Origin of the sequence: Streptomyces sp. NPDC058307 (genome assembly GCF_042880295.1) — a bacterium.
GTDB lineage: Bacteria > Actinomycetota > Actinomycetes > Streptomycetales > Streptomycetaceae > Streptomyces.
Map to the genome: position 1 here is coordinate 1 of NZ_JBHVYZ010000030.1, position 20205 is coordinate 20205.

General features: G+C 73.4%; 15 protein-coding genes and 1 riboswitch. Of the genes, 13 read left to right on the forward strand and 2 right to left on the reverse strand.

Going from position 1 to position 20205, the window contains the following annotated elements:
- Nucleotides 1–70 precede the first annotated feature (70 nt).
- Nucleotides 71–214: riboswitch (cobalamin riboswitch) on the forward strand.
- 97 nt (nucleotides 215–311) lie between these two features.
- From ACFVYN_RS21885 to cobI, 7 genes are read left to right on the forward strand one after another with little or no spacing between them, the layout of a single operon-like run.
- Nucleotides 312–1253, forward strand: a complete 942-nt coding sequence (locus tag ACFVYN_RS21885) for a cobalamin biosynthesis protein (protein WP_390001021.1) — start codon at nucleotides 312–314, stop codon at nucleotides 1251–1253.
- Nucleotides 1250–2761, forward strand: coding sequence for a cobyric acid synthase (locus tag ACFVYN_RS21890; protein ID WP_390001023.1), 1512 nt, complete (start codon nucleotides 1250–1252; stop codon nucleotides 2759–2761). Before ACFVYN_RS21885 ends, ACFVYN_RS21890 begins: the two co-directional genes overlap by 4 nt.
- Complete coding sequence (cobN, locus tag ACFVYN_RS21895; protein WP_390001025.1) at nucleotides 2758–6414, forward strand: cobaltochelatase subunit CobN; 3657 nt, start codon at nucleotides 2758–2760, stop codon at nucleotides 6412–6414. Before ACFVYN_RS21890 ends, cobN begins: the two co-directional genes overlap by 4 nt.
- Nucleotides 6411–8402 carry a putative cobaltochelatase gene (locus ACFVYN_RS21900; protein ID WP_390001027.1) on the forward strand — a complete coding sequence of 664 codons (1992 nt, stop codon included), beginning with the start codon at nucleotides 6411–6413 and terminating at the stop codon, nucleotides 8400–8402. Before cobN ends, ACFVYN_RS21900 begins: the two co-directional genes overlap by 4 nt.
- Entirely contained in the window at nucleotides 8402–9001 is a 600-nt protein-coding gene (cobO, locus tag ACFVYN_RS21905; protein ID WP_390001029.1) for a cob(I)yrinic acid a,c-diamide adenosyltransferase, read from the forward strand. The genes ACFVYN_RS21900 and cobO overlap by 1 nt, the downstream gene beginning before the upstream one ends.
- Entirely contained in the window at nucleotides 8998–10428 is a 1431-nt protein-coding gene (locus tag ACFVYN_RS21910) for a cobyrinate a,c-diamide synthase (protein ID WP_390001031.1), read from the forward strand. The genes cobO and ACFVYN_RS21910 overlap by 4 nt, the downstream gene beginning before the upstream one ends.
- Nucleotides 10413–11159 carry a precorrin-2 C(20)-methyltransferase gene (gene cobI / locus ACFVYN_RS21915; protein ID WP_390001033.1) on the forward strand — a complete coding sequence of 249 codons (747 nt, stop codon included), beginning with the start codon at nucleotides 10413–10415 and terminating at the stop codon, nucleotides 11157–11159. The genes ACFVYN_RS21910 and cobI overlap by 16 nt, the downstream gene beginning before the upstream one ends.
- Nucleotides 11160–11215: 56 nt before the next feature.
- Here the strand turns inward: cobI and ACFVYN_RS21920 are convergent, their stop codons facing one another.
- On the reverse strand, nucleotides 11216–11944 hold the full coding sequence (locus ACFVYN_RS21920; RefSeq protein WP_390001035.1) for a ZIP family metal transporter: 729 nt from the start codon (nucleotides 11942–11944) through the stop codon (nucleotides 11216–11218).
- Between the two features lie 106 nt (nucleotides 11945–12050).
- Here ACFVYN_RS21920 and cobM point away from each other — a divergent pair, with 106 nt between their 5' ends.
- Genes cobM through cobC form a run of 6 tightly spaced genes read left to right on the forward strand, consistent with a single transcriptional unit; the run spans nucleotide 12051 to nucleotide 18350 of the window.
- A complete protein-coding gene (gene cobM, locus ACFVYN_RS21925; protein WP_390001036.1) occupies nucleotides 12051–12869 on the forward strand; it encodes a precorrin-4 C(11)-methyltransferase in 819 nt (272 codons plus the stop codon).
- Nucleotides 12866–14095 carry a precorrin-6y C5,15-methyltransferase (decarboxylating) subunit CbiE gene (gene cbiE / locus ACFVYN_RS21930; protein WP_390001038.1) on the forward strand — a complete coding sequence of 410 codons (1230 nt, stop codon included), beginning with the start codon at nucleotides 12866–12868 and terminating at the stop codon, nucleotides 14093–14095. The genes cobM and cbiE overlap by 4 nt, the downstream gene beginning before the upstream one ends.
- Entirely contained in the window at nucleotides 14092–15777 is a 1686-nt protein-coding gene (gene cobJ, locus ACFVYN_RS21935) for a precorrin-3B C(17)-methyltransferase (RefSeq protein WP_390001039.1), read from the forward strand. Before cbiE ends, cobJ begins: the two co-directional genes overlap by 4 nt.
- Nucleotides 15774–16364, forward strand: a complete 591-nt coding sequence (locus ACFVYN_RS21940; protein ID WP_390001041.1) for a precorrin-8X methylmutase — start codon at nucleotides 15774–15776, stop codon at nucleotides 16362–16364. Before cobJ ends, ACFVYN_RS21940 begins: the two co-directional genes overlap by 4 nt.
- Nucleotides 16361–17290 (forward strand): sirohydrochlorin chelatase, encoded by a 930-nt coding sequence (locus ACFVYN_RS21945; protein ID WP_390001042.1) that lies wholly within the window; start codon nucleotides 16361–16363, stop codon nucleotides 17288–17290. Before ACFVYN_RS21940 ends, ACFVYN_RS21945 begins: the two co-directional genes overlap by 4 nt.
- On the forward strand, nucleotides 17280–18350 hold the full coding sequence (gene cobC, locus ACFVYN_RS21950; RefSeq protein ID WP_390001043.1) for an Rv2231c family pyridoxal phosphate-dependent protein CobC: 1071 nt from the start codon (nucleotides 17280–17282) through the stop codon (nucleotides 18348–18350). Before ACFVYN_RS21945 ends, cobC begins: the two co-directional genes overlap by 11 nt.
- On the opposite strand, the gene ACFVYN_RS21955 is transcribed toward cobC, so the two are convergent.
- Complete coding sequence (locus ACFVYN_RS21955; protein WP_390001045.1) at nucleotides 18298–20202, reverse strand: DUF2264 domain-containing protein; 1905 nt, start codon at nucleotides 20200–20202, stop codon at nucleotides 18298–18300. The genes cobC and ACFVYN_RS21955 overlap by 53 nt on opposite strands.
- Between the last annotated feature and the right edge of the window lie 3 nt (nucleotides 20203–20205).

Genomic DNA, 20205 nt, shown 5'->3' on the forward strand with positions numbered 1-20205 from the left:
GCCGTCTTCCGTGACCGGCGATGTGGGGTTCTGCACACTCTCCCGCCGCAGGTCAACAACAAGTTGACGGGTCTCGAAGGGCCGTGGTGGACTGCCGGAGCCATATACGGCGGCAGAAGAGGAAGCCGGTGCGAATCCGGCGCGGTCCCGCCACTGTCACCGGGGTAGACACCCCCGGGAGCCAGGAACTCTCGCCGCCGGACTCGTCGAACCAGGGCGTGGACACCCTGAGTGAGGACATGACGCGATGCTCGCCTGCCGATCCACCAGCGGTACCCGGTATTTGAACGACCCCGCGATCGGCTGACCCGATGCGTGCCGATCGCGTTTTCGCGTACGGCGCCGCCGCCGGTCTGATCGGTGACCTCCTGCTCGGTGACCCCCGTCGTGGGCATCCGGTCGCCGCGTTCGGACGGGCTGCCGGGGGCGTGGAGCGGGTGTTGTGGCGGGACCACCGGGGCTGGGGCGCGCTGCACACCGCCGTGTGCGTGGGCGGTGCGGTGGCGCTCGGCGCCGCCGCGGAGCAGGTCGTACGTCCCTCCCGTACCGCCTCCGTCGTGCTCACCGGCGCCGCCACCTGGGCCGTCGTGGGCGGGACTTCGCTCGTGCGGGAGGCCCGGGTCATCGGACGGGCGCTGGAGGCGGGTGACGTCGAGGCGGCCCGGGAACGGCTGCCCCATCTGTGCGGGCGGGATCCGCAGGCCCTCGACGCCGAGGGGATCGCCCGGGCGATCGTGGAGTCCGTGGCCGAGAACACCTCCGACGCCGTCGTGGGGGCGCTCGTGTGGGGTGCCCTCGGCGGGGTGCCGGGGCTGCTCGGGTTCCGGGCCGTGAACACGCTGGACGCCATGGTGGGGCACAAGTCGCCCCGGTACCGGCGTTTCGGGTGGGCCTCCGCCCGGCTCGACGACCTCGCCGGGTGGCCGGGGGCGCGGCTCACCGCCGTACTCGCCGCCGTGGCCGGAGACGATCCCCCGGGTGCCGTGCGGGCCTGGCGGGAGGACGCACATCGGCATCCGAGTCCCAACGCCGGGCCCGTCGAGGCCTCGTTCGCGGGGGCGTTGGGTGTCCGGCTCGGTGGGACCCTCTCGTACGCGGGGCGGGTCGAGCACCGGCCGGTGCTGAACCGGGAGGGGCGCGCCGTCGCCATGTACGACATCGAGCGCGCCGCGCGGCTTTCGCGGCGCGTCGGGCTGCTCGCGCTCGGCGTCGGTGTCGCCGCGCGGGCCTTCGTGAAGGGGCGCAGCGCATGAGTGGCGGAGGGCTTCTCGTCGCCGGTACCACCTCCGACGCCGGCAAGAGCGTCGTCACCGCGGGGATCTGCCGGTGGCTGGTGCGGCAGGAGGTGAAGGTCGCGCCGTTCAAGGCGCAGAACATGTCCCTCAACTCGTTCGTGACGAGGGAGGGCGCGGAGATCGGGCGGGCCCAGGCCATGCAGGCGCAGGCCTGCCGCATCGAGCCGACCGCGCTGATGAATCCCGTGCTGCTCAAGCCCGGTGGCGAGCAGAGCAGTCAGGTCGTGCTGCTCGGCAAGCCGGTCGGTGAGCTGAGCGCACGCGGTTATCACGGGGGGCGGCAGCAGCAGCTCCTCGGGACCGTGCTCGACTGTCTCGCCGAGTTGCGGGGCACGTATGACGCGGTGATCTGTGAGGGGGCCGGGAGCCCGGCCGAGATCAACCTGCGGCGGACCGACATCGTCAACATGGGGATCGCCCGCAACGCCGGGCTGCCCGTACTGGTCGTGGGCGACATCGACCGCGGGGGCGTCTTCGCCTCCTTCTTCGGGACCGTCGCGCTGCTCTCCCCCGAGGACCAGGCGCTTATCGCCGGGTTCCTCGTGAACAAGTTCCGGGGGGATGTCAGTCTCCTGGAACCCGGCCTCGACATGCTCCACGGGCTCACCGGGCGGCGCACCTACGGCGTGCTGCCCTTCCGGCACGGCCTCGGGATCGACGAGGAGGACGGACTGCGGGTGTCTCTGCGGGGGACGGTCCGGGAGTCCGCGGTGAGCCCTCCGGTGGGTGAGGACGTGCTGCGGGTCGCCGTCTGCGCGATCCCGCTGATGTCCAACTTCACGGACGTCGACGCCCTGGCCGCCGAACCCGGTGTCGTGGTGCGGTTCGTGGACCGGGCGGAGGAGCTGGCCGACGCCGACCTCGTCGTGATTCCGGGAACCCGGGGGACCGTACGGGCGCTTGAGTGGCTGCGGGAGCGGGGGCTCGCGCAGGCCATCGGGCGCAGGGTCGCCGAGCAGCGGCCCGTCCTCGGCATCTGCGGCGGGTTCCAGATCCTCGGCGAGCACATCGAGGACGAGGTCGAGAGCCGCCAGGGGCACGTCGAGGGGCTCGGAGTCCTTCCCGTGCGGGTGCGGTTCGCGCGGGAGAAGACCCTGACCCGGCCGGTGGGGGAAGCCCTCGGGGAGCACGTCGAGGGGTACGAGATCCATCACGGGGTCGCCGACGTCGACGGGGGCCAACCCTTCCTCGACGGCTGCCGCGTCGGCCAGACCTGGGGCACGCACTGGCACGGCTCGCTGGAGTCGGACGGCTTCCGGCGGGCCTTTCTGCGGGAGGTGGCGGCCGCCGCGGGCCGCCGGTTCGTGCCGGCCCCCGACACGTCGTTCGCCGCGCTGCGCGAGGAGCAGCTGGACCGGCTCGGCGACCTGATCGAACAGCACGCGGACACGGACGCGCTGTGGCGGCTCATCGAGTCCGGCGCGCCGCAAGGACTGCCTTTCATTCCACCGGGAGCGCCCGCATGAGCACAGTGTTGTTGTTGTCCACCGCCGACACGGACCTGTTGGCGGCCCGGGCCGCTTCCGGCGCCTCGTACCGGATCGGGAACCCGACCCGGGTCGATGTCGCGCAGGAGCTGCCGGCGCTGGTCGAGGGCGCGGACATCGCCGTCGTACGGCTGCTCGGCGGCAAGCGGGCCTGGGAGGACGGGCTGGCCGCGCTGAAGGCTTCGGGCATCCCGACCGTGCTGCTGGGCGGAGAGACCGTTCCCGACGCGGAGTTGATGGCCGAGTCGTCCGTCCCGGCCGGTGTGGTGGCCGAGGCGCTCAAGTACCTCGTCGAGGGCGGCCCCGCCAACCTGGAGGAACTCGCCCGGTTCCTGTCGGACACCGTGCTGCTGACCGGCGAGGGGTTCGTCGAGCCGCAGAAGATGCCGGAGTACGGCGTCCACGGCGACCGTCCTTTCGTGGAAGGCCGTCCGACTGTCGGCGTGCTCTTCTACCGGGCCCATGAGCTGAGCGGCAACACCGGCTTCGTGGACACCCTGTGCGAGGCGATCGAGGCGAAGGGCGCCAACGCCCTGCCCGTGTACTGCGGTTCACTGCGCGGGGCGGACCCCGCGCTCTACGAGACCCTCGCCCGGGCCGACGCGCTCGTCGCGACCGTCCTCGCCGCCGGTGGCACCCACGCCTCGCAGGCCTCGGCCGGCGGTGACGAGGAGGCCTGGGACATCGGGGCGCTGGCCGACCTCGACGTGCCCGTGCTGCAAGGGCTCTGCCTCACGACGTCCAGGGCGGTCTGGGACGCGTCCGACGCGGCCCTGTCCCCCATGGACGCGGCCATGCAGGTCGCGATCCCGGAGTTCGACGGACGGCTGATCACCGTGCCGTTCTCCTTCAAGGAGCAGGGCCCCGACGACGTCCCGGTGTACGTGGCCGACCCGGAGCGGGCCGCGCGGGTCGCCGGGATCGCCGTACGGCACGCGGAGTTGAGGCACAAGCCGAACGCCGAGAAGAAGCTCGCGCTGGTCTTCACCGCGTATCCGACCAAGCACTCCCGGGTCGGCAACGCGGTGGGCCTGGACACGCCCGCTTCGGCGGTGCGGGTGCTGGACGCGCTGCGGGATGCCGGGTACGTCGTCGAGGGGTACCCCGACAATGGCGACGAACTCATCCACCGGCTCATCGAGGCCGGCGGCCACGACGTCGAGTGGCTCACCGAGGACCAGTTGGCCTCCGCTCCCGCGCGGGTGCCGCTCGCCGACTACCGGGCGTGGTTCGACCAGCTGGACCCTGAGCTGCGTCAGGCCATGCTGGACGCGTGGGGCGAGCCGCCGGGCTCCCTCTACGTCGACGGGGACGACATCGTGCTGGCGTCCCTGCAGTTCGGGAACGTCGTCGTGATGATCCAGCCGCCGCGCGGCTTCGGGGAGAACCCGATCGCGATCTACCACGACCCGGACATGCCGCCGTCGCACCACTACATGGCCGCGTACCGGTGGCTGGACAACTCTTTCGGCGCCGACGCCGTCGTCCACATGGGCAAGCACGGCACGATGGAGTGGCTGCCGGGCAAGGGCCTCGGCCTGAGCGGGGGTTGCGCCCCGGACGCGGTGCTCGGGGAGCTGCCGCTGATCTACCCCTTCATCGTGAACGACCCCGGCGAGGGCACCCAGGCCAAGCGGCGCGGCCACGCCACCGTCGTCGACCACCTGGTGCCGCCGATGGCGCGGGCCGACACCTACGGCGACCTCGCCAAGCTGGAGCAACTGCTCGACGAGTACGCGCTCGTCTCCGACCTCGACCCGACCAAGGCCCCGGCCGTGCGCGCCCAGATCTGGACGCTGGTCAAGGCGGCCGAGCTGCACCACGACCTGCATGTCGACGAGCAGCCGGACGACACGGCGTTCGACGAGTTCGTGATGCACATCGACGGCTATCTGTGCGAGATCAAGGACGTGCAGATCCGCGACGGGCTGCACATCCTCGGCGGCGGTCCGGTCGACGAGGCCCGCGTCAACCTCGTGCTGGCCGTGCTGCGCGCCTCGCAGGTGTGGGGCGGGCAGGCGAACGCCCTGCCGGGGCTGCGGGCCTCCTTCGCCGCTCATTTCGGGCTGGTCGAGAAGGAGTTGCTTGCCGAGCCGGGCGCGCCGCTGAAGGTTCCGGTGGAGCTGTCCGACCTCGTCGAGGGGCCCGCGCGGACGGCCTCCGACGCGATCGACCTGCTGGAGCAGCTGTGCCGGCGGGTCGCGGAGGGACTGGAGGCCGTGTCCTGGGACACGGCGGCCGTCCCCGGTCTCGTCCGTGACGTCCTCGGCACCGAACTCCCCGAGGCTGTCGCGGTGTTGGAGTTCGCCTGCACCGAGGTCGTGCCCCGGCTCGCGCGTACGACGGACGAGATCGGGCACATCCTCAAGGCCCTGGACGGCGGTTACGTCCCGGCGGGGCCGTCCGGCTCCCCGACCCGTGGTCTCGTCAACGTCCTGCCGACCGGCCGGAACTTCTACTCCGTCGACCCCAAGGCCATCCCGTCCAGGCTGAGTTGGGAGGTCGGGCAGTCGCTCGCCGACTCGCTGGTGCAGCGGTACCTGGCCGACACCGGTGAGTACCCGAAGTCCGTGGGGCTGACCGTCTGGGGCACGTCGGCCATGCGCACCCAGGGCGACGACATCGCCGAGATCCTCGCGCTGCTCGGCTGCCGTCCGGTGTGGGACGACGCCTCACGGCGGGTGACCGGCTTCGAGGTGATCGGCCTTGAGGAGCTCGGGCGGCCCCGCATCGACGTCACCGTCCGTATCTCCGGGTTCTTCCGGGACGCGTTCCCGCACGTGGTCGGGCTGATCGACGACGCCGTCCGCACGGTGGCGGAGCTGGACGAGCCGGCCGAGCGGAACTTCGTGAAGGCGCACGCCGACGAGGACACCGTCGAGCACGGCGACCGGCGGCGCGCGACGGCCCGGATCTTCGGGTCCAAGCCGGGGGCGTACGGTGCCGGGCTGCTGCCCCTGATCGACGCCCGCAACTGGCGCTCTGACGCCGACCTCGCCGAGGTGTACGCGGTGTGGGGCGGCTACGCCTACGGGCGCGGGCTCGACGGGCGGGCGGCACGAGGGGACATGGAGACGGCGTTCAAGCGGATCAACGTCGCCGCGAAGAACGTCGACACCCGCGAGCACGACCTGGTCGACGCCGACGACTACTTCCAGTACCACGGCGGCATGGTCGTCATGGTGCGCCACCTCACGGGCGCCAACCCCGAGGCGTACGTGGGCGATTCGGCCACGCCCGACCAGGTCAAGACGCGGACGCTGGGCGAGGAGACCCACCGGGTCTTCCGGGCCCGGGTGGTCAACCCGCGCTGGATGGCGGCGATGCGGCGGCACGGCTACAAGGGCGCCTTCGAGATGGCGGCGACCGTCGACTACCTCTTCGGCTACGACGCCACGGCGGGCGTGGTCGACGACTGGATGTACGAGAAGCTCAGCGCGGAGTACGTCTTCGACGCGGAGAACCGGGACTTCATGAAGAAGTCCAACCCCTGGGCGCTGCGGGGCATCACGGAACGGCTCCTGGAGGCCGCCGACCGTGGACTGTGGGCCGAGCCGGACGCGGAGACGCTGGAGCGGCTGCGGGCCACGTACCTGGAGCTCGAGGGCGACTTGGAGGGTGACGAGAAGTGAGTACCCCGTTTCCGTTCACGGCCGTCGTCGGCCAGGAGGACCTGCGGCTCGCGCTGCTGCTGAACGCCGTCTCGCCGGCGGTCGGCGGAGTGCTGGTGCGCGGCGAGAAGGGCACCGCCAAGTCGACGGCCGTGCGCGCGCTCTCGGCGCTGCTGCCCGAGGTCGCGGTCGTCCCCGGCTGCCGTTTCTCCTGTGACCCCGCCGCGCCGGACCCGTCCTGCCCGGACGGCCCGCACGAGCCCGGCAACGGTGGCATGCGCCCCTCCCGCATGGTCGAACTGCCCGTCGGCGCCTCCGAGGACCGGCTCGTCGGCGCCCTCGACATCGAGCGGGCGCTCGCGGAGGGCGTGAAGGCCTTCGAGCCGGGCCTGCTCGCCGACGCGCACCGCGGGATCCTCTACGTCGACGAGGTCAACCTCCTCCACGACCACCTGGTCGACCTGCTCCTCGACGCGGCCGCGATGGGGGCGTCGTACGTGGAGCGCGAGGGCGTCTCCGTACGGCACGCCTCGAAGTTCCTGCTCGTCGGCACCATGAACCCCGAAGAGGGCGAGCTGCGGCCGCAGTTGCTCGACCGGTTCGGGCTGACCGTCGAGGTCGCGGCCTCGCGGGAGCCGGACCAGCGGGTGGAGGTCGTACGGCGGCGGCTCGCGTACGACGACGACCCGGCCGGGTTCGCGGTCCGTTGGGCGGACGAGGAGGCCTCCGTACGGCAACGGATCGTGGCCGCACGGGAGTTGTTGCCGTCGGTGCGGCTGGGCGACGGGGCGCTCCGGCAGGTCGCGGCGACCTGCGCCGCGTTCGAGGTGGACGGCATGCGGGCCGACATCGTGATGGCGCGTACGGCGACCGCGCTGGCGGCGTGGGCCGGGCGGACCGATGTGCTCGCGGAGGACGTACGGCAGGCCGCGCTGCTCGCGCTGCCGCACCGCAGGCGCCGTAACCCCTTTGACGCGCCGGGACTTGACGAGGACAAGCTCGACGAGACGCTGGAGGAGTTCAGCGGCGAGGGGGACGAGGATCCCGACCCGGACGGGCCCGGTGGTGGGGGTGGGCAGCCGCCGTCCTCGGACGGGCCGCAGGCCGACGGGGATTCCGGCGCGCAGCCGGAGGCGGGGGACGCCGGCGAGCCTCAGGCGTCCGGTGCCGGGTCCGGGGAACAGGCCGCCGCCCGGGCTTCCGAGCCGTTCCGCACCAAGGTGCTCAGCGTGCCCGGGCTCGGGGAAGGCGCTGCCGGGCGGCGGTCGCGGGCGCGGACCGAGCACGGGCGGACCACGGGTGCCCGGCGGCCCCAAGGGGCCCTGACCAAGCTGCACCTGGCGGCCACCGTGCAGGCGGCCGCGCCCCATCAGCGGGCGCGGGGGCGGTCGGGGCGCGGGCTCGTGGTCCGGCGGGACGATCTGCGGCAGGCGACGCGGGAGGGGCGCGAGGGCAATCTCGTGCTGTTCGTCGTCGACGCCTCGGGGTCGATGGCGGCGCGGCAGCGGATGAGCGCGGTGAAGGGGGCCGTGCTGTCGCTGCTCCTCGACGCCTATCAGCGGCGGGACAAGGTGGGCCTGGTGACGTTCCGGGGGTCGGCGGCGGAGGTCGCGCTGCCGCCGACGTCGTCCGTGGACGCGGCGGCGGCCCGGCTGGAGACCCTGCCGACCGGTGGGCGTACGCCGCTCGCGGCCGGGCTGCTGCGGGCGCACGAGGTGCTGCGGGTGGAGCGGCTGCGGGACCCCGCGCGGCGGGCGCTCGTCGTCCTGGTGACGGACGGGCGGGCCACTGGAGGGCCCGAGCCGGTCGCCCTCGCGGGGCGGGCGGCTCGGCTGTTCGCCGCGGAGGGCGTGGCCTCGGTCGTCGTGGACTGCGAGTCCGGGCCCGTGCGGCTGGGGCTGGCCGGGCAGCTCGCCGGTGAACTGGGCGGTACCGCGGTGACGTTGGACGAGTTGCGTGCCGACTCGATCGCCGGACTGGTGAAGGACGTACAGAGGAGGGCCGCGTAATGCCTCAGGGACAGCCGAGTGTCGTGCCGGAGGACGGGCTGACCACCCGTCAGCGTCGTAACCGGCCGCTGGTGGTCGTGCACACCGGTGTCGGGAAGGGCAAGTCGACCGCCGCTTTCGGGCTCGCCCTGCGGGCCTGGAACCAGGGGTGGCCGATCGGGGTGTTCCAGTTCGTCAAGTCGGCGAAGTGGAAGGTCGGCGAGGAGAACGCGCTGCGGGTGCTGGGGGCGTCCGGGGAGGGCGGGTCGGTCGACTGGCACAAGATGGGCGAGGGCTGGTCCTGGGTGCAGCGCGATGCCCAGATGGACAACGAGGAGAAGGCCCGGGAGGGCTGGGAGCAGGTCAAGCGGGACCTCGCCGCCGAGACGTACAAGCTGTACGTGCTCGACGAGTTCGCCTACCCGATGCACTGGGGGTGGGTGGACACGGACGAGGTGCTCGACGTGCTTCGGAATCGGCCCGGCACCCAGCACGTGGTCATCACCGGCCGTAACGCCCCTGAGAAGCTGGTCGACTTCGCCGATCTCGTGACCGACATGTCCAAGGTGAAGCACCCCATGGACGCCGGGCAGAAGGGGCAGAGGGGCATCGAGTGGTGAATCCTTCCGTCCCTCGGCTGGTCATCGCCGCGCCGGCGTCCGGCAGCGGGAAGACCACCGTCGCCACGGGGTTGATGGCCGCGTTCGCCGCGCGGGGGCTTGCCGTGTCTCCGCACAAGGTGGGTCCCGACTACATCGATCCCGGGTATCACGCGCTCGCGAGCGGGCGGGTGGGGCGGAATCTCGACGCGTATCTGTGTGGGCCGGAGCTGGTGGCTCCGCTGTTCCTGCACGGGGCGCGCGGGTGTGACATCGCCGTCGTGGAGGGGGTGATGGGGATGTTCGACGGGGCCGCGGGGGAAGGCGAGCTGGCGTCCACGGCTCATGTGGCGAAGCTGTTGCGGGCGCCCGTGGTGCTGGTCGTCGACGCCTCGTCGCAGTCCCGGTCGGTTGCCGCGCTGGTGCACGGGTTCGCGTCGTGGGATCCCGAGGTGCGGGTGGGGGGCGTGATCCTCAACAAGGTCGCCTCCGACCGTCATGAGGGGTTGTTGCGGGAGGCGCTGGACTCGGCCGGGGTGCCGGTGTTCGGGGTGCTGCGGCGGGTGGCTCAGGTGGATACGCCTTCCCGGCATCTGGGGTTGGTGCCGGTCGCGGAGCGGCGGGGGGAGGCGGTGGCCGCTGTCGCGGCGATGGCGGAGCAGGTCCGTGCCGGGTGCGATCTGGAGGGGCTGGTCGCGCTGGCGCGGGGGGCGGGGGCGTTGTCGTGTGCGGCTTGGGATGCGGCTGAGGTGGTGGCTTCTTCGCCCCCGCCGCCCCTACCCGTCCCATCCTCGGGGGGCTCCGCCCCCTGGACCCCCGCTCCTCAAACGCCGGAGCGGCTGAACGGGCAGGTGATCGCCATCGCCGGCGGCCCCGCGTTCACCTTCTCCTACGCCGAGCACTCCGAGCTGCTCGCCGCCGCTGGAGCCGAGGTCGTCACCTTCGACCCGCTGCGGGACGAGCAACTTCCGAGCGGGACGAGCGGGTTGGTCATCGGGGGCGGTTTCCCCGAGGTGTACGCCAATGACCTGTCCGCCAACGAACCGCTGCGGAAAGCCGTCGCCGCTCTCGCAGAGACCGGCGCTCCCGTCGCCGCCGAGTGTGCCGGGCTGCTGTATCTGTGCCGTGAGCTCGACAGGCAGCCGATGTGCGGGGTGCTCGACGCCTCGGCGCGGATGGAGGAGAAGCTCACCCTCGGGTATCGCGACGCGGTCGCCGTGAGCGACAGTTCGCTGGCCGTCGCCGGGACGCGGATGCGGGGGCACGAGTTCCACCGGACCGTGGTGGAGCCGGGGGCCGGGGACACGGCCGCGTGGGGTGTGCGGGTGCCCAGGCGGCGGCTCGAAGGTTTCGTACAGCGTGGTGTGCACGCGAGTTATCTGCACACGCACTGGGCCTCGCAGCCCGGTGTCGCCCGTCGGTTCGTGGAGAGGTGCCGGACGTCATGAGCAGCAGCAGGTTGATCGGGGTCGGGGTCGGGCCCGGGGATCCCGAGCTGGTGACCGTCAAGGGCGTCAACGCCCTGCGCGCCGCCGACGTGGTCGTCGTACCGGTCATGGACACGGGTGAGCGGGGGCGGGCCGAGGCGACCGTGCTGCACTACGTGCCGCAGGAGAAGGTCGTACGCATCGTCTTCGCACTCAACGAGCGCACGGATCACGGCCGGCGCGAGGCCGCCTGGGACGCCGCCGGGGAGCGGGTCGCCCAGCTGCTGCGCGCCAACGGCTCCGTCGCCTTCGCGACCATCGGCGACCCCAACGTCTACTCCACCTTCACCTATCTCGCCCACACCATCGGCGAGCTCGTGCCGGACGTCGTGGTCGAGACCGTGCCCGGGATCACCGCCATGCAGGATCTCGCGGCGCGTTCCGGGGCCGTACTGACCGAGGGCACCGAGCCGCTCACGCTGGTGCCCGTCACCGCCGGTTCCGCCGTGCTCAAGGACGCGCTCAACGGGCCCGGGACCGTCGTCGCCTACAAGTTCGGGCGGCAGGCCGCCGAGGTGGCCGAGGTGCTCAGGGAGACCGGGCGGATCGAGGACGCCGTATGGGGATCGGCGCTGGGGCTGGACGGCGAGTCCATTCGGCCCGCCGCCGAGCTCGACGGGGCTCCCCTGCCGTATCTGTCCACCCTCATCGCGCCCGCGCGGCGGGACGGCACCCGGGGCGGCAAGTTGTGACACCCTTCGCAGGCCCCTCCGCAGCCCCCTCCGCACGCCCCTGCAGAGCCGCCGGATCAGCCGGCCAGGCCCACCACCAGCCAGATGAAGACGACGCCCGCGACCGTGCACAGCAGGGTCGAGCGGGCGGGGTGTTCGTGGTGCGCCTCGGGGAGGATCTCGGCCGCCGCGAGGTAGAGGAGCGCGCCGCCGAAGAGGCCGAGATAGCCACCGAGCAGGCCCTCCGGGATGGTCACGAACGACGTCGAGGCGGCGCCCAGCACCGGGGCCAGCGCGTCCGCGAAGAGCATGGTCAGCGCTCTGCGGCGGTCGTTGCCGTACAGGCTCGTGATCGTGTACGTGTTGAAGCCGTCAGCGAAGTCGTGGGCCACGACGGCGAGCGCGACCGCCGTGCCCATGCCGCCGCCCACCTGGAAGGCCGCGCCGATGGCCACGCCGTCCATGGCGCTGTGGCCGACCATCGCGGCCGCGGCCGTCAGGCCCACCTCGGGCGCGCGGCCGTTCCTCTCCTCGCCGCCGTGCGCGGCCTGGCGGGCGGCCAGCAGGCGTTCCACCAGATGGGCCAGCAGGAAACCGGCCACGAAGAGGAGCAGGGCCGCGGGGACGCCGAAGACCTCGTCGCCGGCCGCGTGCAGCGCCTCCGGCAGCAGGTCCAGGCCGACCACGCCGAGCATCAGTCCGCCGGCCAGGCCGAGGACCAGATGACGGCGGTCGGTCACCCGCTGTGCCGTCCAGCCGCCGGCCAGCGTCATCAGGAACGCGCCGAGCGCGACGAAGACCGCCATAGGGCCTTGGTATCCGATCAGCCCCCGTTCGCGCACATCCGGCCACCGCGCCGACCGCAGGCGTAAGACCTTTTCAAGACCTTTTGTGATGAGAGGACCGATTTTCATGGCCGATGCCCCCACCGGCAAGGTGACCTTCGTCGGTGCCGGCCCCGGCGCCGCCGATCTGCTGACGTTCCGGGCCGCGCGCGCCATCGCCGAGGCCGACGTCGTGATCTGGGCCGCGAGCCTGGTGCAGGCGGAGGTCCTCGAGCACGCGCGCGCGGACGCAGAGATCCTCGACTCGGCGACCATGTCGCTGGAGGACGTGGTCGCGGTGTACGAGCGGGCCAGCGCGGAGGGCCTCAAGGTGGCCCGGATCCATTCCGGTGACCCGGCCCTGTGGGGTGGTACGCAGGAGCAGCTCGACCGGTGCGCGCGGATCGGCATCGACACCGAGGTCGTGCCCGGGGTCTCCGCCTTCTCCGCGGTCGCCGCGCTCGCTCAGCGCGAGCTGACCATCCCCGAGGTCGCGCAGTCCGTGGTGCTGACCCGGCTCGGCGGCGGCAAGACGCCGATGCCGCCCGGCGAGGAGGTGCGGGAGTTCGCCAAGCACGGCACCACCATGGCGATCTTCCTGTCCGCCGCGCGCAGTGGGCAGTTGGTGCGGGAGCTGCTGGAGGGCGGGTATCCGACGTCCACGCCGGTCGTCGTCGCCTACCAGGCGACCTGGCCGGAGGAGCTGATCGTGCGCTGCACGATCGAGACGCTGGAGGAGACCGTCAAGGAACACAAGCTGTGGAAGCACACCCTGTTCCTGGTCGGCCCGGCGCTGGACTCCGAGGGCACGCGGTCGCATCTCTACCACCCCGGTCACTTCCACGGGTACCGCAAGGCGGACCCGGAGGCCCGGCGGGCGCTGCGCTCGCGGGGTGCCGGCACGTGATCACGGTGGTGGGTACGGGGACGGGGGCGCCGCCCCAGGAGTGCCTGGCCGGGGCCGAGCTGGTCGTGGGCGGGCGGCGGCACCTGGACGCCGCGGCGGTCCCAGCAGACGCCGAGCGGGTCGTCCTCGGACCGCTGGCACCGGCGCTGGACATCATCGAACGGCATCATGACAAGGGGAGCCGGGTCGTCGTGCTGGCCTCCGGCGACCCCGGGTTCTTCGGGATCGTGCGGGTGCTGGCCGAACGGTTCGGGCCCGGTGCGCTGGACGTGCGGCCCGGGGTCTCCTCCGTCGCCACCGCCTTCGCGCGGGTCGGACTGCCGTGGGACGACGCGGTGGTGGTCAGTGCGCACGGGCGTGATCTGCGGACGGCGGTGAACGTGTGCCGCGCGCGACCGAAGGTGGCGGTGCTGACGGGGCCGGGGGCCGGTCCCGCCGAGCTGGGAGCTGCGCTCACGGCCGAGTCGCGGGTCCTCGTGGTCGCCTCAGCGCTCGGTACCGAGGACGAGCGCGTGGAGCGGGTCACCCCCGCCGCGGCCGCCGCCCGGGACTGGGGTTCCGCCGTGAGTGTCGTCCTCTGTCTCGACGAGTCCCGCGCTCTCGGTGCCGTGCGCACGGTCGCCGGGCCTTCTTCAGCTCCCTCCCAATGGGCCCTGGAAGAGACCGAGTTCGCCCACCGGGACTCGATGATCACCAAGTTCGAGGTGCGGGCGCTGGCGCTGGCCCGGCTCGGGCCGCGGCTCGGGGAGCTGGTGTGGGACGTCGGCGCGGGCTCCGGTTCCGTGGCCGTGGAGTGCGCGCGGCTCGGTGCCGCCGTCGTCGCGGTCGAGAAGGCCCCCGACGGTGTCGAGCGGATCCGCGCCAACGCGGCCGCCCACGGGGTCGACGTACGGGTCGTGCACGGGTCCGCGCCGGGCGCGCTGGCCGAACTCGACGACCCGGACGCCGTGTTCGTCGGCGGCGGGGGGCGGGAGCTGCCGGATATCGTCGGCGCGTGCGCGCGCCGGGCCCGGCGGAGCGTCGTCGTCGCCATGGCCGCGCTGGACCGGGTGCCGGCCGTGCGCGCGGCGCTCACCGGTGCCGGGTTCGACTGCGACGGCGTACTGCTCCAGTCGTCCCGGCTCGCGCCGCTGCCCGGGGACGTGACCCGGCTCGCCGCGACCAATCCGGTTTTCCTGCTGTGGGGCGTCAGAAACCCCGTGTACCGAGAGGGAGTTGCTCTGTGATCGGCCTCATTTCCGCCACCGCGGCGGGCGCGGCGGCACGCGACCGGCTGACCGCGGCATGGCCGGACCGCACGCGCGTGTACGACGGACCCGTGGGGGACGCCGTGCGGCGGGCGTTCGCGGAGTGCGAGCAGCTCGTGTGTTTCCTGGCCACGGGCGCGGTCGTGCGCCTGATCGCGCCGCTGCTCGGCGGCAAGGCCTCCGACCCGGGTGTGGTGTGTGTCGACGAGGGCGGCCGGTTCGCCGTGTCCCTGGTCGGCGGACACGGCGGCGGTGCCAATGAACTCGCCCGGGAGGTCGGGGAGTTGCTCGGTGCCGAGCCCGTGGTGACGACGGCGACCGACGCGGTGGGGGTGCCGGGGCTCGACACGCTCGGCCTGCCGGTGGAGGGCGCGGTGGCGGCCGTGTCGCGGGCGCTCCTGGACGGGGAGCCCGTCGCCCTGCGCAACGAGTCGCGCTGGCCGCTGCCTCCGCTGCCGGTCGCCGGCGAGGGAGCGTACGCGATCAGGGTGACGGACCGGCTGGTCGAGCCGCTGACCGAGCGGGAGGTCGTCCTCCGTCCGCCCACGCTCGTCGTCGGCGTCGGCGCCTCCAAGGGCGCGCCCGTCGAGGAGGTGCTGGAGCTGATCGAGGGCTCGTTGCGCGAGGCCGGGCTGTCCCCGAAGTCGATCGCCCACCTCGCCACCGTGGACGTCAAGGCCGAGGAGGCGGGGATCGTGGCGGCGGCCGAGCGGCTCGGCGTGCCCCTGGTCACCCATTCCGCCGAGGAGCTGGCGGCCATCGAGGTGCCCAACCCCTCGGACGCGCCCCTCGCCGCCGTGGGCACCCCTTCGGTCGCCGAGGCCGCCGCCCTCGCCGACGGCGGTGAACTCCTCGTCCCCAAGCGGAAGTCGGCCGCACAGCCCGCCATGGCGACCTGCGCTGTCGTACGGCGTCCCGCGCGCGGCCGGCTCGCGGTCGTCGGGCTCGGTCCCGGCGCCCGGGACCTGCTCACGCCCCGCGCGAAGGCGGAGCTCCAGCGTGCTTCGGTGCTGGTCGGGCTCGACCAGTACGTCGACCAGATCCGCGACCTGCTGCGGCCCGGGACCCGGGTCCTGGAGTCGGGGCTCGGGGCCGAGGAGGAGCGGGCCAGGACCGCGGTGGCCGAGGCGCGGAAGGGGCAGGCGGTCGCACTGATCGGCAGCGGGGACGCCGGTGTGTACGCCATGGCCTCGCCCGCGCTCGCCGAGGCCTCGGACGACATCGACGTGATCGGGGTACCGGGGGTCACGGCCGCGCTCGCCGCCGCCGCGATCCTGGGGGCCCCGCTGGGGCACGACCACGTGTCCATCAGCCTGTCCGACCTGCACACCCCGTGGGAGGTCATCGAGCGGCGGGTGCGCGCGGCGGCCGAGGCGGACATCGTGGTCACCTTCTACAACCCCCGTTCCCGGGGCCGGGACTGGCAGCTCCCCAAGGCGCTCGCGATCCTCGCCGAGCACCGCGAGCCGGCGACGCCGGTCGGGGTCGTACGCAACGCGTCACGGCCCGACGAGTCCGCTCGGCTGACGACCCTGGCCGCGCTCGACCCCGCGACGGTCGACATGATGACCGTCGTGACCGTGGGCAACACGGCGACCCGTGACATCGCGGGCCGCATGGTGACACCGCGCGGCTACCGCTGGCAGGAGGGCGCCAAGTGAACCGTGTCGTCCACCCGATCGAGGTGGAGTCGTACCGGCGGCTGCGCGCCCGCCTGGACACCTCGCACTTCCCGCCGCTGACCCGGGCGGTGGTGGAGCGGGTCATCCATTCCGCCGCCGATCTGGATTACGCCACCGATCTCGTCATGGACGAGGGCGACCTGGAGAAGGCGCACATCGCGCTGCACTCCGGCGCGCCCGTCGTCACGGACGTGGAGATGGTCGCGGCCGGGATCACCCGGCGGGAGACCGTCTGCCGACTGCGGGACGCCAAGTCGGGGCCGGGGCTGACCCGTTCGGCCCACGCGATCCGTCTCGCCCACGAGCAGGTCGGCCCGGGGGCGATCTGGGTGATCGGCAACGCCCCCACCGCGCTGGAGGAGTTGCTGACCCTGGACGCGGCTCCGGCGCTCGTCATCGGGCTGCCCGTCGGCTTCGTCGGCGCGGTCGAGTCCAAGGCCGCGTTGCGCGAGAGCGGGCTGCCCGCCGTGAGCAACGTGTCCGAGAAGGGCGGTTCGGCGGTCGCCTCCGCCGCGCTCAACGCCCTGCTGTACCACCCCACTTCCCCTTCGAAGGAGCAATCGTGACCACCCCGCCGCCCGCCCTGCTCATCGCCGGTCATGGCACCCGGGACGATGCCGGAGCCGAGGCGTTCCGCGACTTCGTCCGGGAACTGGGGGCCCGCCACCCCGAACTGCCCGTCGCGGGCGGCTTCATCGAACTGTCCCCGCCGCCGCTCACCGACGCGGTGGCCGAGCTGGTCCAGCGCGGGGTCCGCCGGTTCGCCGCCGTGCCGCTGATGCTGGTGTCCGCCGGACACGCCAAGGGCGACATCCCGGCGGCGCTGTCCCGCGAGAAGGAACGCCACCCCGGGATCTCCTACACCTACGGGCGCCCGCTGGGCCCGCACCCGGCGCTGCTGAACGTCCTGGAACGGCGCCTCGACGAGGCGCTGGGCGCCACCGGCGGACGTACCCCGCTGGACCGCGCGGACGTGACCGTGCTGCTCGTCGGCCGGGGCTCCACCGACCCCGACGCCAACGCCGAGGTGTACAAGGCGGCCCGGCTGCTGTGGGAGGGGCGCGGATACGGGGGCGTGGAGACGGCGTTCGTGTCGCTGGCCGCGCCGGACGTGCCGAGCGGGCTGGAGCGGTGCGTGGCGCTGGGGGCGCGCCGGATCGTCGTACTGCCCTACTTCCTGTTCACCGGGATCCTGCCGGACCGGGTCAGGCAGCAGACCGAGGGCTGGGCGGCCGCCCACCCGGAGGTCGAGGTGCGTTCGGCGGACGTCATCGGTCCGGAGCCGGAGCTGCTGGACCTGGTGATGGAGCGGTACGAGGAGGCCGTCAAGGGCGATCTGCGAATGAACTGCGACTCGTGCGTGTACCGCATCGCGCTGCCCGGCTTCGAGGACAAGGTGGGTCTGCCGCAGCAGCCGCACTTCCACCCGGACGACGACGGCCACCACCATCACCACGGCCACCACCACGACACCCACACCCATGCACACTGACCGCGCCGGGAGCCATGACCTGCGCCACCACGGCGACGCCGAGGTACGGGACGACGGGGCCCGGCTCACCGACCTCGCCGTGAACGTCCGCGCGGACACTCCCCCGGTGTGGCTGCGGGAGCGGATCGCGGGGTCGCTGGCCGGGCTCGCCGCGTATCCCGACGGGCGTGCGGCGCGGGCGGCGGTGGCGGCCCGGCACGAGGTGCCCGTGGAGCGGGTGCTGCTGACCGCGGGCGCCGCCGAGGCGTTCGTGCTGCTCGCCCGCGCTCTGACGGTCCGTCACGCCGTGGTGGTGCACCCGCAGTTCACCGAGCCGGAGGCGGCGCTGCGGGATGCCGGGCACGCGGTCGACCGGGTGCTGCTGCGGGAGGAGGACGGCTTCCGGCTCGACCCGGCGGCCGTCCCCGAGGACGCCGACCTGGTGGTCGTCGGCAACCCGACCAACCCCACCTCGGTCCTGCATCCGGCCGCCACGATCGCGGAACTGGCCCGCCCCGGGCGGACCTTGGTGGTGGACGAGGCGTTCCTGGACGCGGTGCCGGGCGAGCGCGAGGCCCTGGCCGGGCGGACGGACGTGCCCGGCCTCGTCGTCCTGCGCAGCCTGACGAAGACGTGGGGGCTGGCCGGACTGCGGATCGGTTACGTCCTCGCCGCCCCGGAGACGATCGCCGAACTGGAGCGCGCCCAGCCCCTGTGGCCGGTGTCCACCCCGGCCCTCGCGGCGGCCGTGGCGTGCATGGAGCCGAGGGCCGTCGCGGAGGCCGCCCACGCGGCCCACCGCGTGGCCACCGACCGGGCCCATCTCGTCGCCGGGCTGCGGGAGTTCGCCCCGGACGGACTCCGGGTGGTCGAGCCGGCCGAGGGCCCCTTCGTCCTCGTACGCCTGCCGAAGGCCGCCGGCGTACGACGGCATCTGCGCGATCTCGGTTTCGCGGTGCGGCGCGGGGACACGTTCCCGGGGCTCGGCGAGGAGTGGCTGCGGCTCGCCGTGCGGGACCGGGCGACGGTCAACTCCTTTCTGCAGGCGCTGGATCAGGCGGTGACGCTGGCCCAGCACTGAGGCGGGTGCCGTCGGGGAGACGGATCTCGACGGTGCCGCCGGGGGTGAGCGTGGCGTCCGCGCCCGTGAGGGGCACGTCGGCGCCGAGGGCCACGAGGGTGACCAGGAGGGGGCCGGTGCCTTCGAGGACGGGGGTCGCCGAGTACCGCCCGTAGGCGTTGGTGTGTTCGGCCGCCACGACCGTGCCGTCGGCCTCGCCCCAGCCGTACAGTCCGACGACGGCGCTCGTCAGTCCGCCCGCCGCCCGGCGGACCCGCGCCCAGCCCGGCCCGCACTCGGCGACCGGCGGCCCGGAGTCGTCGGCGAGCGCCCAGCCCCCTTCCCGCACCGGGACGTTGTCCCCTGAGATGCGGTGCACGCGTACCTCCCACGGCCCGTGAACCACGCTCACCGTCTCGACACGGTGCCCGAGCGCCTCGTACCAGGAGGCGGCCCTGTGGCCCTCGCAGTGCAGCGGGTGGATGCGGCCGCGGGGGGACGGGGTGCCATCGGGGGTGAGCAGGGCGAGGTGGTTGTCGGGGCCGAGGGGGGTCTCGGGGGCGGTGGCGGTGGAGTAGGCGAGCTTGGCGTAGTGCGGGCTGTCGGCGTCGGCCGCGGGTGGGGGCGGGAGGCGGTCGGTGCCGTGGTTGACGAGGCGGACAATCCCGTCGGAGGCGGTCGAGTGGAGCAGCCAGCCGGGGGCGGGGAGCGCGAGGACGGTGTCGGTGGTGTCGACGGGGCCGGGCTCCTCGGGGGCCGTCCACACCGGGTGGTCCGCGGGCAGCAGCAGGCCGAGGAACGCCTTGCTCGCCCAGTACGGGGAGGCGGGGCCCGAGTAGCGCTGGAGCACTCCCTCGAACGGCCGGTACCAGCCTAGGGTGAGCAGGCCGCGCTCGTCGGGGACGCCGCGCTCGGTGAAGTGCTTCAGGGCGCCGGAGGCCAGGCGGCGGGTGAGGCCGGGCGGCAGCGGGGTGGCGTCGGCGAGGGCGCCGGCCCACAGCGGGGCGGCGGCGGCGTACCGGTAGGTGAGGGAGCGGCCCTGGTGGACGGGGGCGCCGTCGGAGCCGAAGAAGTACTGGTGGACGCCGAGGAACTCGCGCAGCCGGTCGCGGTGGCGGGCCACGGTCTCCGGGTCGGCGCGCGGTCCAGCGATCCGGGCCCACAGCACGGGGTACAGGTGCAGCGCCCAGGCGTTGTAGTAGTCGAACTTCTTCCCGTCGCCGTCGGTGTACCAGCCGCCGCCCCGGTACCAGTCGTCCAGCCGGGCGAGGCCCGCGTCGATCTCCGCCCGGCTGTGCGGGGCCCCGACGGAGGCCAGGAACTCCTCCGTGATCACCTGGAAGAGCCGCCAGTTGGAGTCGTTGGCCGTCGCGCCGACGAACCGGCCGAGCCACTCGACGACCCGGTCGCGCACGCTGTCGTCGAGCCGGTCCCACAGCCAGGGCCGGGACTCGTGCAGCGCGAGGGCGATCGAGGCCGCCTCCACCATCGGCTGGGCCCGGTCGGTGATCGGCGGCCAGTGCTCGGGGTGGTGCGGATCGGTGCCGGCGGCGAGCCCGGCGGCGTACCGCTCGACGAGTGCGGGCTCGACGCGCCCCGCCGACCCGGCGATCCGGAAGGCGGCGAGCAGGAAGGACCGCGCGAACCCCTCCAGGCCGTCGGACCAGGCCCCGGAGTGGCTGGGCGGTCCGGGCAGCCGGTACTGGGCGAAGCCCGGGGTGGCGTAGGGCAGCAGCCCGTCGAGCAGCCGGTCGGCGAGGGCTTCCCAGTGGGCGCGGGTCCAGCCGGTGACGGGAGAACGGAGGGGGTCGGCGGGCGGGAGGTCGGGGTGGTGCGTCGGGTCGTCGGGGAGCGACACATGCGGCGCGGTCATACG